Annotated in this window: 13 protein-coding genes; 5 read left to right on the forward strand and 8 right to left on the reverse strand. The window is 53.2% G+C overall.

The features are described from left to right. Nucleotides 1-16: 16 nt before the first annotated feature. The gene (locus tag PXG97_RS01215; RefSeq protein ID WP_276495886.1) at nucleotides 17-1,201 is read left to right on the forward strand and encodes a class I SAM-dependent rRNA methyltransferase; all 1,185 of its coding nucleotides are present in this window, start codon (nucleotides 17-19) and stop codon (nucleotides 1,199-1,201) included. 82 nt (nucleotides 1,202-1,283) lie between these two features. On the opposite strand, the gene PXG97_RS01220 is transcribed toward PXG97_RS01215, so the two are convergent. The 3 genes from PXG97_RS01220 to PXG97_RS01230 all read right to left on the reverse strand — a co-directional run bounded on the left by PXG97_RS01220 (nucleotide 1,284) and on the right by PXG97_RS01230 (nucleotide 4,194). Then, the gene (locus tag PXG97_RS01220) at nucleotides 1,284-2,684 is read right to left on the reverse strand and encodes a methyltransferase RsmF C-terminal domain-like protein (RefSeq protein ID WP_276495887.1); all 1,401 of its coding nucleotides are present in this window, start codon (nucleotides 2,682-2,684) and stop codon (nucleotides 1,284-1,286) included. A gap of 42 nt (nucleotides 2,685-2,726) precedes the next feature. Beyond that, entirely contained in the window at nucleotides 2,727-3,137 is a 411-nt protein-coding gene (locus PXG97_RS01225; protein WP_276495888.1) for a (deoxy)nucleoside triphosphate pyrophosphohydrolase, read from the reverse strand. A 67-nt stretch (nucleotides 3,138-3,204) separates the two neighbouring features. Continuing rightward, on the reverse strand, nucleotides 3,205-4,194 hold the full coding sequence (locus PXG97_RS01230) for an acyltransferase family protein (protein WP_276495889.1): 990 nt from the start codon (nucleotides 4,192-4,194) through the stop codon (nucleotides 3,205-3,207). 126 nt (nucleotides 4,195-4,320) lie between these two features. Between PXG97_RS01230 and PXG97_RS01235 the strand changes: the two genes are divergently transcribed. Further along, nucleotides 4,321-4,827 carry a hypothetical protein gene (locus PXG97_RS01235; protein ID WP_276495890.1) on the forward strand — a complete coding sequence of 169 codons (507 nt, stop codon included), beginning with the start codon at nucleotides 4,321-4,323 and terminating at the stop codon, nucleotides 4,825-4,827. Between the two features lie 46 nt (nucleotides 4,828-4,873). On the opposite strand, the gene PXG97_RS01240 is transcribed toward PXG97_RS01235, so the two are convergent. Genes PXG97_RS01240 through sdaAB form a run of 4 tightly spaced genes read right to left on the reverse strand, consistent with a single transcriptional unit; the run spans nucleotide 4,874 to nucleotide 9,430 of the window. Next, entirely contained in the window at nucleotides 4,874-5,863 is a 990-nt protein-coding gene (locus PXG97_RS01240) for an NAD(P)H-dependent glycerol-3-phosphate dehydrogenase (RefSeq protein ID WP_276495891.1), read from the reverse strand. A gap of 5 nt (nucleotides 5,864-5,868) precedes the next feature. Further along, the gene (locus PXG97_RS01245) at nucleotides 5,869-7,263 is read right to left on the reverse strand and encodes an efflux RND transporter periplasmic adaptor subunit (protein ID WP_276495892.1); all 1,395 of its coding nucleotides are present in this window, start codon (nucleotides 7,261-7,263) and stop codon (nucleotides 5,869-5,871) included. Between the two features lie 7 nt (nucleotides 7,264-7,270). Then, on the reverse strand, nucleotides 7,271-8,728 hold the full coding sequence (locus tag PXG97_RS01250) for a TolC family protein (RefSeq protein ID WP_276495893.1): 1,458 nt from the start codon (nucleotides 8,726-8,728) through the stop codon (nucleotides 7,271-7,273). 24 nt (nucleotides 8,729-8,752) lie between these two features. Beyond that, nucleotides 8,753-9,430: an L-serine ammonia-lyase, iron-sulfur-dependent subunit beta gene (sdaAB, locus tag PXG97_RS01255; protein WP_276495894.1), complete on the reverse strand. Its 678-nt coding sequence runs from the start codon at nucleotides 9,428-9,430 to the stop codon at nucleotides 8,753-8,755. A 278-nt stretch (nucleotides 9,431-9,708) separates the two neighbouring features. Here sdaAB and PXG97_RS01260 point away from each other — a divergent pair, with 278 nt between their 5' ends. The 3 genes from PXG97_RS01260 (at nucleotide 9,709) to PXG97_RS01270 (ending at nucleotide 13,005) form a co-directional block, all read left to right on the forward strand. Continuing rightward, complete coding sequence (locus tag PXG97_RS01260) at nucleotides 9,709-10,674, forward strand: tryptophan 2,3-dioxygenase family protein (protein WP_276495895.1); 966 nt, start codon at nucleotides 9,709-9,711, stop codon at nucleotides 10,672-10,674. A 230-nt stretch (nucleotides 10,675-10,904) separates the two neighbouring features. After that, a complete protein-coding gene (locus PXG97_RS01265) occupies nucleotides 10,905-12,485 on the forward strand; it encodes an NAD(P)/FAD-dependent oxidoreductase (RefSeq protein WP_276495896.1) in 1,581 nt (526 codons plus the stop codon). Between the two features lie 157 nt (nucleotides 12,486-12,642). After that, nucleotides 12,643-13,005, forward strand: coding sequence for a CoA-binding protein (locus tag PXG97_RS01270; protein ID WP_276495897.1), 363 nt, complete (start codon nucleotides 12,643-12,645; stop codon nucleotides 13,003-13,005). Nucleotides 13,006-13,210: 205 nt separating this feature from the next. On the opposite strand, the gene PXG97_RS01275 is transcribed toward PXG97_RS01270, so the two are convergent. Next, nucleotides 13,211-14,074 carry an SDR family NAD(P)-dependent oxidoreductase gene (locus PXG97_RS01275; RefSeq protein WP_276495898.1) on the reverse strand — a complete coding sequence of 288 codons (864 nt, stop codon included), beginning with the start codon at nucleotides 14,072-14,074 and terminating at the stop codon, nucleotides 13,211-13,213. Nucleotides 14,075-14,118: the final 44 nt, after the last annotated feature.

Consider the following 14,118-nt stretch of genomic DNA (forward strand, 5'->3'; position numbering starts at 1 on the left):
TCAATTAGCAACCAAGATGTCAATTATTAAATTATACTTGGCTCCGGGCAAGGAGCATTCTTTAAAGCGCCAGCACCCCTGGGTGTTCTCCGGAGCCATCAGAAAAGCAGACGGCGAGCCGGCAGAAGGCGACGTGGTGGAAGTATACTCCAGCAAGCGCGAGTTTCTGGGAATGGGCCATTACGCCCCGGGCTCTATTGCCGTGCGTATTTTTTCGTTTGAGCAGGTGGAGCCGGACTATACTTTCTGGAAAGGCAAAGTACAGAAAGCTTACGAGTACCGCCAGCGCCTCGGCCTGGTCGATAACCCTAACACCAACGTGTACCGCCTGGTGTATGCCGAGGGCGATGGCGTGCCGGGCCTGATCGTGGACTTCTACAAAGACACGGCGGTAGTGCAGACGCACACGGTAGGCATGTACAGCGTGCGCGCGCATGTGGCGCAGGCGCTGCAGGAGATTTATGGCGACAGACTGCGCGCGGTGTACGACAAGAGCGCCGAATCGCTGCCACCCAAGGCGCCGGTGCAGGCGCAGAACGGCTACCTCTACGGGCAGTCGGAAGGCGGTGTGGTGGTGACAGAGAACGGCAACCAATTTTTCATTGACTGGGAAACCGGCCAGAAAACAGGCTTTTTCATTGACCAGCGCGAGAACCGCGACCTGCTGGCACGCTACGTGAAGAATAAATCAGTGCTGAACACCTTCTGCTACACCGGTGGCTTCTCGGTGTACGCGCTGAATGCCGGCGCCACCGAGGTGCACTCTGTGGATGTGTCGAAAAAGGCGATTGAGCTGACGGTGAAGAACGGAGAGCTGAGCCAGGCGCCGGAGAAGCACGAGGCTTTTGCCGTAGATACCTTTGAGTTCCTGAAAGGTAAAGAAGACCGCTATGACGTGATCGTGCTGGACCCGCCGGCCTTTGCCAAGAGCCAGAATGTGCGCCACAATGCCCTGATGGGCTACAAGCGCCTCAATGCCGAGGCCATGAAAAAAATAAAGCCGGGTGGAATCCTGTTTACCTTTTCCTGCTCGCAGGTGGTAGACAAGTACCTGTTCAACAACACGGTTATGGCGGCCGCCATTGAGGCTGGCAGAAATATCAAGATCATGCACCACTTGTCGCAGCCGGCCGATCACCCTATCTCTATCTTCCATCCGGAGGGCGAGTACCTAAAAGGGCTGGTGCTGTTTGTGGAGTAAAACCGTATGTATAAGAGCAGAAAAGCCGGAGCTATACTAGTAGCTCCGGCTTTTCTGCTTTCAAGTTAACGACGAGCAATCGTCAACGAATAACGAAGCTCCCTTCCGGCAAGTCGACGGGCAACTCCATCCGGATACGCCACTCCTTTGGATAGTAATTGTTCATGCGGTTGCCGATCTGCTTGGCCCATCCCAGCGGCAGGTCCTTGTACTGCAGCAGTAGCCAGTCGTTACCATTCGAGCCGAGGCTGATGTCTTCTTTCCTTAGATAGCGTAGCGCCTGCTCCAGGTCCAACTCGGCTATTTGAAAGGCTGCCATGTTGAGGTGTTGCGAGAGTGCCAGGCCCTGGAGTGGTTTTAGCTTTTTGCCCTTCACTTCCGCTAGCTCTGTGCCCGCATATAGCACGTACAGGTGCTGATACACTTCATCGGCAGCTTCAAACAGGTTTTGTGGTATGGCAGAAATCACTTCTCCGTACTGAAGGAACGCATACTGCTCCGGCTGCTGCAGCCAATCCGCCACCAAAGCCTGCTCTTTTTTGCCGGCTATGCTTAATTTATACTTCTTCTTTTTGCTTTTGCCGTGGCTGATGGGTTGCTCCTCACCTGCTTTTCTGACCACGGCCATAAAGAAGCCTTCGCCCTGCACGCGGTGCGGGTAAAAACGATACCCCTCTACCCCTTTTAACTTCGTGGGCACTACACCCCATTCCGGCTGTAGCTGCAAGCTTATACTTTGGGCTCCCTCCTGCTCCGCAAGCCAGGCTATGTTTTCCTCGTTCTCCTGCTCATTCCAGGTGCAGGTGCTGTAGATCAGCACACCACCCGGTTTCAGCGCTTCCCACACATCCATCAGGATGCGCTGCTGGCGCTGGGTACACAGGTTCACATTCTCCTCCGACCATTCTCCCACTGCCTGCGGGTCTTTGCGGAACATGCCCTCGCCGCTGCAAGGGGCATCCACCACCATCACATCAAAAAAGTCGGGTAGCCTGCCAAAATCGCGCGGGTCGTTGCTGGTGACGAGCACGTTGCCGCTGCCCCACTTTGTTACGTTCTCGGCAAGTATGGAGGCTCTGCTCCGGATTACCTCATTCGAAACAAGCAGGCTGTCTGGTGAGATCAGGCTCGCTAAATGAGTAGATTTCCCACCTGGGGCGCCGCAGAGATCCAGTACCTGTAGCGGCTCCTCCAAGCTAACCACCTGCCGCAGGGCCTGCTCCACAAACATCGAGCTTGCCTCCTGCACGTAATAAGCGCCGGCATGAATAGCGGGATCTAAGGTGAACAGTGGGCGCTCGGGCAGGTAATAACCAGTTTCGGTCCAAGGCACAGGCTGTAAGCCCGCGGCTGCTGTGGCCTTTGCCTTATTCAGGCGGATGCTTACGGGAGGAGTTTGCTGCAGGGCTTTCAAAAACAGGGGGTACTCCTCCTGGCCCAGCAGGCGCTGCATGCGCTCGGTAAAAGAAACGGGAAATGACATAAGGGCAAAGGTACGGCTAAATTGCAGGTTCTGAAAGTTAGGTTACTGCCGCTTCGCCACCAGTTGCAGGTATTCCTGCACTATGGGGACGTCGGCAGGGCACCAGGAGTAGCGCATCAGTTCATCAGGCAGTGCCCAGTGGTAAGCGCGGTGCTCCTGCAGGTAAATGTCGCCGCCGTTGTAACGGCAACGGTATGGGATTAGCTCGATCATGCGCCCCGGGTATTGGTGCAAGGCGGGCTGAAGGCGCTGAAATGGCTGTACTGCAATATGTAGCTCTTCCTGAATCTCCCGCACGAGGCACTCGGTTTCGGTTTCCCTGGGCTCCAGTTTTCCGCCAGGAAACTCCCAAAGCAGCGCCTCGCGCATGTGCTCGCTGCGTTGGGTCAGCAGTACCCGCCCCTGCTGCTCCACAAGGGCGCAAACTACTTTGATTATGTTTTCAGGCTTCATCAGTTTGCTTGTGTAACTATACTTAAGGTAATCTAATTGAAGGAGTTTACAGTGCGGGAACAGGCTTTTAGGAGCCGAACAGCAGCACTGACTCATACTTATAAAATAAGTAGCCGATTAGGGTCGGGATGAAGATGTTGGCCAGGTGCGGCAGGTCCTGATACGTAAGCCCGAAGTAGACCACCTGCACCAGAAATATGTGATAAGATGCCTTGCCGAGCTCCGCTAATACGCGAAGCGGGATAAAATTGGAGAAGTTGGGTAGAAAATTTACACACAGCCACACCAGTAACGCCGCATAGCCAAAGGTCAGGAGCTGCTGCGTTTTCCACTCTGGCCTGATGACCTGTTTCATGTCCACAGCACCATAGAGCAGCAAGTATAACGCTGCGGCTGCCATCGCCCCTAAAACGGTAAACGATAGAATGTGCCACCAGCGGACAGGTGCCCACACCAGCCTGGATAGCCATAGGCCGAAAGCAAGTGCCGAGAAGTACCTGGCAAAGGCAGCATCGTAGAGGTAAGGGTTATCGTTGAAGTAGCTGAAATGCGCCGCCCATACCTGGAAAGCCACCTCCAGCAGCACCAGCAGGGACGTGGTAAGTATAGGCCGTCGGCTAAACCCATAGCCAATGATGGGCAGCAGCAGCACCGACTGCAGCAGCATGGTGATAAAATAATTTCCCGGCCCGGTTACCGGCAGCACACCTATCCACGTATAGCCGCTAAACTCCAGCACCTTCTCCCCTTTTAGCCACTCCCAAAGCAGCCCGGCAAGTATAGAAAGCAGGAAGATGAGGATGAAGGGCACAAAAATACGCGCAGCCTTCTTTGTAAAGTATTTGCGCGTGTACAACTGCTGGAGGTGCTGTGTCTTATGGCGGGTGGAAAGGCCCAGGTTCAGCCCCATCACCACCAGGAAAAGCGGCACCGCCTGCCAGATGTGGTAAATGGCGTAGCTTTTTTCCAGCTCCGCCCGGGTGAGTGAGTGCAGCAGCAGTACAGCTACTATAGCGAGCCCTTTCACTACGTCAATCTGCTGTAAGTGCTGCTTCATGTATAAGTGGTATGCATGATGTTAAAGGAGAGCTGCTTTTGCCTCTTCTCTTGTAAAATAACGGATATTTATATCCCTAAGGCCCCTTGTCAAGTATAAGAAATTGTACAGTATAAAGTTAGGTATATGCCGATAAGCCTAAACTATAAGTTCCTGATCGTGATTTCCAGCATACTTGCCCTATGTTCGCTGACCCTGAATATGGCATTGTTTCACCTGTTGTGGCTGCCGCACGAGCAATTGCCGCTCTGGGGGCAGCAAAGTATGGCCACGCACCTGTTTGCCTATAGCACGGTGGCTGGGTTCGTACTAGGGTGGGCAGCTACCAGGGCAACACGCTGGGCCCTGCGAAACCGAAGGGTGTTGCCGCTGCACTGGCACCTCAAGAGTCAGACGCTTATCGACAGACTGCCCTCCAGAACGTTTAACAGGGCCTTTATGTTTGCTCTGGCCGGGTTCTCCATCGCCAGCATCCTGGTCCTCCTCCTAAGCCTGCTGCAGCTGAACTACGTGCCCTTCTTTGAGTTTCAGCAGCTCTCCATCATTTACAGTGTCTGCCTGGCTGGGGCAATAACGTGCATGGCCGTTTACCGGGCCCTCGGCGACCGGATCATGAGCCACTCCAAAGTATAAAAGGCACACCGTTACCAGGAGTGCCTTTTATACTTTGGAGTGGCTGCTATTTAAACTTTTCCTTCAGGATCTCAAATTCCACAGTTGGGGAGATGCGCTCGTAGAGGATGTGGTACACGGCCTTAGTAATAGGCATGTCTACTTGCAATTTTTTGTTGAGCTCATGGATGCTCTGTACGGCATAATATCCTTCGGCCACCATGTTCATCTCCACCTGCGCAGACTTCACCGTATAGCCTCGGCCGATCATGTTCCCGAATGTGCGGTTGCGGCTGAACTGCGAATAAGCCGTCACCAGCAAATCCCCTAGGTAGGCAGAGCCGCTCAGGGCACGGTGCATGGGCATGATGGCATCCAGGAAGCGCTCGATCTCAAACATAGCATTAGATACCAGCACCGCCTGAAAGTTGTCGCCGTAGTTCTGGCCACGTGCTATGCCACAGGCCAGGGCAATGATATTTTTCATGACGGCGCAGTACTCAATGCCATCCAAGTCGTCCAATGGGTTGGCCTTGACGTAGCGGTTCCGAAGCATTTCGCAGAAGCGCTCGGCAGTGGTCAGGTTATGTGAGCCAATGGTCAGGTAAGACTGCTTCTCCAGGGCCACCTCTTCGGCATGGCATGGGCCTGCGATCACCAGCAGGTGTTCTTCCGGCACATCATACTTCTGTCGCACAAAGTCCGTGATCAGCACATTCTCCTTCGGGATCATTCCCTTGATGGCCGAGATTACCACTTTACCCTGGAAAGCGTTGCGCGGTAAATCGGCAAGTGCCAGCTGCACGAATGCGGCTGGCACTGCCAGTATCACCCAATCCGAAGAAGCCACAACGGCTCGTATGTCTGTGGATGGTTTAACGTAGGTCAGGTCAAACGACACCTGGCTGAGGTAGCGCGGGTTGTGTTTGAAATTAATAAGGTGCTGCACATCGTTTTCGTTGCGCATCCACCAGTTTACTTCTGATTTGTTCTCTGAGAGGATTTTCACCAGGGCCGTTGCCCAGCTTCCGCCTCCCAGTACTGCTACTTTTTCCAATGTTGTTAATTATCTTTTGTCTCTGCGGCGATTGCCTGCTTGTTGAGCGACTTTTCGTCCTTCACCGCCACCTTAGCTCCATTTTCCAGCGTTTTCGATACAGCACTAAACGGACCGGAAACCACTTTTTGCCCGGACTCTATGCCGCTCAGGATCTCGATGTTCTCAAAGTCGCTGATGCCGGTTTTCACTTTAACGGTTTTCACCGTGTTGGTGCCTTCCTCATACACAAAAATAACCTCGTCTACCTGGGCCGGAGCAGGCGCCTGCTCTGGCTGCTGGCCTTGCGGGCCGTTCTGCTCCCCTTCTTCCTCTTTTGCCTTCTTGTCGCCTTGTGGTTTAGCGGAACGGGTGGTTACCGCTGACAAAGGTACAGATAAAACATTGGATTTACGCTCCGTGATGATGTCTACAGAGGCCGTCATGCCTGGTCGGAACGGGCGTGCCGTAACGCCGCGTAAATGATCGTAAGAGTCGTTGAGCAGGCGGATGCGCACCTCAAACTCTGTTACGGCCTCCAGCGTGGTGGCGTCTTTTGCCGTGTTGGCGATTGCCGTTACAATGCCTTTGAATTTCTCGTCGCGGCTGGCGTAAGAGTCCACCTCCACCTCTACCGAGTCTCCGAGTGTCACGCGGATGATGTCGTTCTCGTTCACGTTTACGCGTACCTCCATGTTGTTCAGGTTGGCGATGCGCATGATCTCGGTACCGGCCATCTGCGAGGTACCTACCACGCGCTCGCCCTGCTCCACATTCAGTTTCGATACCGTGCCGCTCACAGGGGCGTAGATGGTTGTTTTGTTCAGGTTCTCGCGGGCGTCCTTCAAAGAGGCGATGGCGTTCTGTACGTTAAACTCAGAGGCTCGTACGCTCTGGCGCGCCGATTCCACCTCTGCCTTGGTAGCCATGAAGTTAGACTCTATCTGCTGCCACTCTGCCTGGGAGATAACCTTCTGCTCGTACAGGGGCTTGTTACGCTGGTAGTTTTGCTCCACCTGCGCATAGTTCGCCTGAGCCTGCGACAGTCTTGCTTTTGCCTGCGCCAGGTTGGCGCGCTGGGTGTTCACCATCGCCTGCTGGGCATCCACCAACGACTGGTAGTTATCCGGGCGTATGCGTAGCAGCAGCTGGCCTTTCACCACCGAGTCGCCCTCCTCTACATTCAGCTCAATAATCTCCCCCGAAACGTCCGGGCTTATCTTTACCTCTGTCTCCGGCTGCACCTTGCCTGAGGCACTTACCTTCTCTACGATATCAGCGGGTTTGGCCTCGGCCAGCACTACTTCTGTGCCTTCATCTTTGCCTAACCAGCCGGCACTTTTAGCTACTACAATAATTATTACCAATAATACCAGCACGCCGATCAGGATGGGGATCAGCCTTGATTTTTTCTTCGCCATAGTTGTGTTAGAAAGAGATGTCCTTGCCCTGGTAGAAGTCCAGAACTTTTAGTTTAAAGATGTAGTCATACTTCGCCTGCAGCAACTCCGACTGCGCGCTGCGGAAGGTGTTGGCCACAATAACATACTCCACAGAGTTGATGATACCGGAGTTCAGCCTCAGCTCGGCGTTGCGCACGTTGCGCTCTGCGGCTCTTACCTGCTCCCTGGCTGCCACGTAGCGGCGCAAAGCGGCCACGGCGTCCACCTGTGCCTGTTCTATCGTTTGGCGTAGGTTGTTGCGCGCGATGTCGGCGTTCAGAGCAGCGTTTTCCTGCGAAAGGATGGCGCGCTGCACGCTGTTGCGTACCTGAAACCCGTTGAAGATCGGGACAGAAAGCGTAAAACCATAGTTCTTTCCGATGTTATCTTTGGCCTGATCTAGGAAAGCATAGTCATCATAGATGGGGGCTGGCTGTAGCAGGTAAAATGTCTGTTGCTCTGTGCCCTGCGGGTTTGTAAACAGAACCTGCTCCACAAATTTATTTTCTCGGCCTACCAGGAAACTGCTGGTGCTGGAGTAGCGGGTGTTAATACCCGCTGCCAAACTTAGCCTCGGGAAGTAATTTCCTCTTGCCGCAGCCAATCCTTTTTCGGCGCTTTGCACCCGCAGGTCTACCGCTTTGATGGCAGGCAGGGTCTGCACGGCCACATCGTATACCTGCGCCCCGTCCACGATCACGGGGTCCTTGTCTGGCTCCGGCAGCTCCGGAATCTCAACCGAAAATGCTTCGCTCGCCTGCACGTTTAGCAGTTGCATCAGGTTCAGGCGGGCAATGTCACGCTGGTTCACGGCGTTGATCACATTTAGCTCATCGGTGGCCAGCTGCGATTCCAGGTCCAGCACCGAGTTTTCGGCCACACTGCCTGCATCAAACAGCTTGCGCGTCCGCTCCAACTGTTGCCGGGTCGCATCGCGCTGTAGCTCCGACGTCTTGATTAGCTCATCAGAGAAGAGGATGTTTAGGTATGAGGTAACGATCTGTATCGTGATGTCGTTCTGCGCCGAGAGTACATCCTGCTGGCTTGCCTCCAGTTCCAGCCTGTTTTGCTTGATCTGGTTGGTGAGGCTGAAGCCCTGGAAAAGGGGAACGGACGCGTTGGCGGAGAAGTTGCCGGTCTGTGCCTCCTGGGTCTGCACCGAAAACGTCACCGGGTCCTGGAAGGAGCCGGTGTTAAAGAAGTAGCTTCCGTTGGCATTGAGGATGGGCAAACGGTTAAACTGCGACTGGCGGTAGTCGATCTCGTTGACCTTGCGTTGCAGGTTGCTCTGCCGTACCTGCAGGTTATGCACCTTAGCGTATTCCACCGCCTCCTGCAGCGTCCAGATGCCGTCCCCGCTTGGGTCCTGCTGCGCCAAGGCACCAGAAGCCCCCGCTAACGAAAGCCCCATGGCCAGCAGCAGGCTCTTCGATGTTTTCTTCATAGTTCTCAAACTGTCTATACTTTTTTACAGGTCTATGTTAGGGATGTAAACCACGTGCTGAACCCAGCTGAGCTGCCTCAGGTACTCCAGCGTAATGGGTTTAATGCCCGAGTCCATTTCAATAAACTGTCGTGCCCGCTCGTGCTTGCCTTTGCGCGACACGCTCATGGTGGCAATGTTGCAGTCGTCGTGCGCCAGAACAGACGCAATAAAAGCGATACTTCCTTTCACGTCGGCAGCATCAATGATCAAAGTGTGCAGCGTGGCAGAGAAATTGGCCGAAAAGCCGTCCACCTCCGAAATGTTGATCACCCCGCCCCCACGGCTCTGCCCGACCACCTCCACCTGGCGGTCGCCGGCTTTCAGGTTCAGTTTGATGGTGTTAGGGTGCATGGTAGACGCATTGCCGATGGAGCGGAAGCTATACTTCAAGCCACGCTCCTTTGCATGGTCAAAAGCCTCTTTTATGCGTTTGTCATCGGTTTTAAAATCAAGCAGCCCTGCTATGATGGCGCGGTCGCTGCCGTGCCCCTCATAGGTGCGGGCAAAGGAGTTGTAAAAAGTAATAACTGCCTCCTCCGGGGCGGCACCCAGGATACGGATGGCAGCTCTGGCAATTCGTACCACACCAGCCGTATGCGAACTGGATGGTCCTATCATCACAGGCCCGATCATATCAAAAACACTACTCTTCTCAGCCATACGTTTTATATCGTGAAAACCAAATTTAGAAATTTAACGGCAGCTTTGCGCTATTCCGGGGTTAATTTAGGTTTATTTCTACAAACTCCGTTTTTATATCTATAAAACCTGCGCTTGCCGCTATAAAGGTAATTCCACAGCGGATGGTTGCTCAGACTAAATACAGCGTACATTTATAAAGTGACACACTGCGGAAGCCATATTTGCCGGCGGGTACTGAAGCCAATAAATGTTTTGCTATTTTTGCGCAAGCCACCTCACCTTAAAAAAAGAAGCAGATGGAGCACTCATTCAACCCTGATGTACTGGAACAGCTAAAGCGGCTGGAGGAAAAGTACGTGCCGCTTGGTCAGGACCTCTCAGCTTACCTGGAGGGTCTGTACCATACCAAGTTCCTGACTTACTGGGATTACATTCACCTGGATACCCTGCTGAGCCTGCAGAACCCGCGCACCAATATTCCGGATGAGAAAATTTTCATCATGTACCATCAGATAACAGAGCTATACTTTAAGCTCTGCCTGGAGGAATACCGGCAAATAGGTGAGGACAAAGATATTACGGTGGAGGTGCTCATGCGAAGGTTAAAGCGGATTAACCGTTATTTTGACAACCTGATCAATTCCTTTGATGTGATGGTGGACGGCATGGACCCCAAGCAGTTCCTGCAGTTCCGTATGGCACTGATGCCTGCCAGTGGTTTTCAGTCGGTGCAGTACCGTTTCATCGAAATCGCCTCTACCGATCTGCGCAACCTAGTAGACAAGGCAAAGCGGGAGGTGTTGGGCCTGGAGAGCACGCAGGAGGAGATGATCGGCTGTATTTACTGGAAAGAGGGCGCGACGGAAGTGGCCTCGGGTGCCAAGACGCTGACGCTGCTGCAGTTTGAGGAAAAGTACACCGCGCAGCTCATCAGTTTTGCCAAGGAGTATGCCGATAAGAACGTATGGCACGTGTATAAGAACCTGCCGGAGGAAGACCAGCAAAACCCGAAACTGAAGCAGGCCATGCGCGACCTGGACAGCAACGTGAACGTGAACTGGCCGCTGATGCACTACAAGTCCGCCGTGCGATACCTGCAGCGCGACCCGGAGGTGATTGCCGCCACCGGTGGAACCAATTGGCAAAAATACCTGCCGCCTCGCTTCCAGAAGCGCATTTTCTACCCCAAACTCTGGAGCGAGCAGGAAACTGCGGAATGGGGCAAAGGCTGGGTGGACAAAGTGCTGAACGGGGACCTATAGTTATTTGTTGTTGGTTCCGCGTTTCTTCGGAGGATGAGCCAAGCTAAGGGCACATGCTATACTTAGCGAGCCACAATGGCTTAATTTTATACCATATCGAGTGAATTTGCCACAGGCTTCTGATGTTAGTAAACAGATGAAGCTGTAGAATCCTCTCTTAAACTAATTCCTATCAACTGATAAATAATAACTAATAACGACTTTAAGGTTAACTACCTTACTCCATTTACATGAGAAAGAAAGAACTGGATCTGGTGCTTCCGCCAGAGCTGGCGTTTGATGCCCAGCAATTAGAAACGGAGATCCTGAAGAATGCCAAAGTACAGCTAGCAGACGTAAAGTTTCTGCACCGCGTAAAGCGCTCCATAGACGCCCGCGGTCGGCAAGTACAGGTGCGTGTGCGCGCCGATGTATACCTGGACACCCCTCCTGCCGATATCATTGCCCCAACCTATGTTTACCCGGATGTGACCGACGCCAAGCGTGTCGTGATTGTTGGTGCCGGGCCTGCCGGGCTTTTTGCGGCGTTGCGTTGCATTGAGCTAGGAATGAAACCGGTGGTGCTAGAGCGTGGCAAAGACGTGCGTAGCCGCCGCCGCGATCTGGCCGCCATCAATAAGGAGCATGTTGTAAACCCTGACTCTAACTACTGCTTTGGCGAGGGCGGAGCTGGTACATACTCCGACGGGAAGCTTTATACCCGCTCTAAAAAACGAGGTGACCTGCAGCGAATCCTGCAGATTTTTGTGCAGCACGGCGCTACCCCAGACATTCTGTTTGACGCGCACCCGCACATCGGCACTAACAAACTGCCCAAGATTATTGAGGCGATGCGCGAGACAGTGCGTCATGCCGGTGGCGAGGTACTTTTCGACAAGCGCGTGACGGATTTTATACTTAAAAATGGTGAAATGCGCGGCGTCGTGACGCAGGACGGACAGGAGCACACGGGTGAGTCGGTTATTCAGGCTACCGGCCACAGCGCCCGCGATATTTTTGAGCTGCTGCACGAGAAAGGTGTCACCGTAGAGGCCAAGCCCTTTGCCATGGGGGTGCGCGTGGAGCACCAGCAAAGCCTGATCGATAGCATACAGTATAAATGCGAGGACCGCGGCCCTTACCTGCCTGCCTCCTCTTATTCCCTGGTGCAGCAGACCTTCTATAATGGCAAGCAGCGGGGCATTTTCTCGTTCTGTATGTGCCCGGGCGGCTTTATCGTGCCATCGGCCACAGCCCCCGGCGAGGTGGTGGTAAATGGCATGTCGCCAAGCCGCCGCGACTCCCGCTTCTCTAACTCCGGTATTGTTGTGGCCATAGAACTGGAAGACATGGACCTGGAGAAGCACGGGCCTTTGGCCGGTCTGCGCATGCAGCAGGCACTGGAGCAGAAAGCCTGTGCCATGGCAGGTGATACCCAGGCAGCCCCGGCGCAGCTGCTCAAGGATTTTGTAAACAGGAAAGTTAGCAAGCAACTGCTCGACACGTCTTACCAGCCAGGCTTGGTGTCGGTAGACATGAACGAACTGTTTTCGGAGGACATGGCCTACCGCCTTCGCGAGGGTTTCAAGGCTTTCGGCAATAAGATGCGGGGTTACTTAACAAATGAGGCGCAGATCGTGGGGGTGGAAAGCCGCACCTCCTCCCCTGTTCGTATTCCCCGAGACCGCGACACGCTGGAGCATGTGCAGGTGAAAGGATTATACCCTTGTGGTGAGGGTGCGGGTTATGCGGGCGGTATCGTGTCGGCAGCCATGGACGGGGAACGTTGCGCTGAGAAGGCGGCCATGAGAGCTGGTGTCACCGTCTCCTGATTCGCTTAAATCAAAGTATGAATTAACCATGGTCAAGCCTCATAAAGCGAATGCTTTATGAGGCTTGCTTTTTAAGCAGAAATTAGTGGCTTTTAACTTTTTCATTTGGTTAGATGTACAAGAGTATAACTAGTTGAACCAGATTTTACAAAGCAATATGAAAAAAACTGTTGTATTGGGAGCCTCCGATAACCCCACACGCTATGCCTATAAGGCGGTGCACAGGCTGCAGCAGCATGGGCACGAGGTAGTGCCGGTAGGCATTAAAAACGCTGAGGTAGGTGGCAAGAAGATTATAACGGACAAATCAGAGCCCATAGAAGAGGTAGATACCGTAACGCTTTATGTTGGCCCCAGTAACCAGCCTGTGTGGTATGATTATATACTGAGCCTAAAGCCAAAGCGCATCATCTTTAACCCCGGCACTGAGAACAGGGAATTGGAAGAAATGGCCCAAAAGGCCAACATAGAAACGCTGCACCACTGCACACTCGTCATGCTTGCCACAGACAGCTATTGAAAGTATAATTATTTTGGCAATTGCATAACCTGCCTTTTCGGGAGCCGTATATAAGGGAAAGAAGAACAGATGGCATTTGTTGTCTATGTTCTCGATAAGCAGGGGCCTTGTACAAAGGCCCCTGCTTGCTTTTTGACTGCTTATAAATATAAAATCCCCCGCCAAACATAGAAGTATGGCGGGGGATTTTTTGATGGCTAAACCGTTACTGCTGAGTTTCGCTCTCCTCATACTTTGCCGCTCCGTCTGGCTGGCTTTCGTCGTCTTTCCCTTCCTCCATCTGATAACGCATGGTGGCAGCCAGGGCCATGTCAGGCATCAGGTTGGCGCTGGTGGCCTGCAGTTTATTTTTAAGCCCCGATATGATTCTGCTTTCCCCTTTCATCAGGGCCTCGTAGCCATCTCTGGCTACCTCCTCGGGCTCAGAAAGGCCACTGTTTGCCGCCCGTGTATGGGCTGCGCCAGCCCGGCGGAAGAACATGGTGTTACTAGCCCCCGGGCAAAGTGCCGTCACGGTTATGTTCGTGTCTTTCAGCTCATTTGTCAGCGCCTCTGAAAAGGACAGCATAAATGCCTTGGAGGCGCCATAAATGGCCATTAGTGGGGAAGGCATGAAGGATACGATAGAGGCAAGGTTTAATATTTTCCCTTCGTTGCGGCGCTTCATGTCCTGCAGAAACAGCTTGGTTAGCTCCACGGGAGTAGTTATGTTCAGCTGTATAATGGCCTTTTCCCGCTCCAGGTCTGTTTCATAGAACATGCCATGCACTCCGGCGCCGGCATTATTGATAAGAATGTCTACCTTCAGGCCTGCACTCTGCACTTCATTGTAAACCTCCTGCGGGGCTTCAGGGCGTGTAAGGTCTGCCGTAATGATGCACACATGCTCCAGTTGGTGTTGGTCCTGCAGGTAATAGCCAAGCTTGCGCATGCGCTCAGTACTCCGGGCCACCAGAACAAGGTTATAGCCGTCCTGGGCAAAAAGCTTGGCAAACTCCATCCCAAATCCGTTGGAGGCTCCCGTTATCAGTACTGTCTTTCCTCTGTTCTTGTCTTTCTCTGTTTTCATAGTTCCTAAAGTATAGCTGGGTTTTAAATAGTTGTCGCTACACC

Source organism: Pontibacter litorisediminis (assembly GCF_029360645.1).
Lineage (GTDB): Bacteria > Bacteroidota > Bacteroidia > Cytophagales > Hymenobacteraceae > Pontibacter > Pontibacter litorisediminis.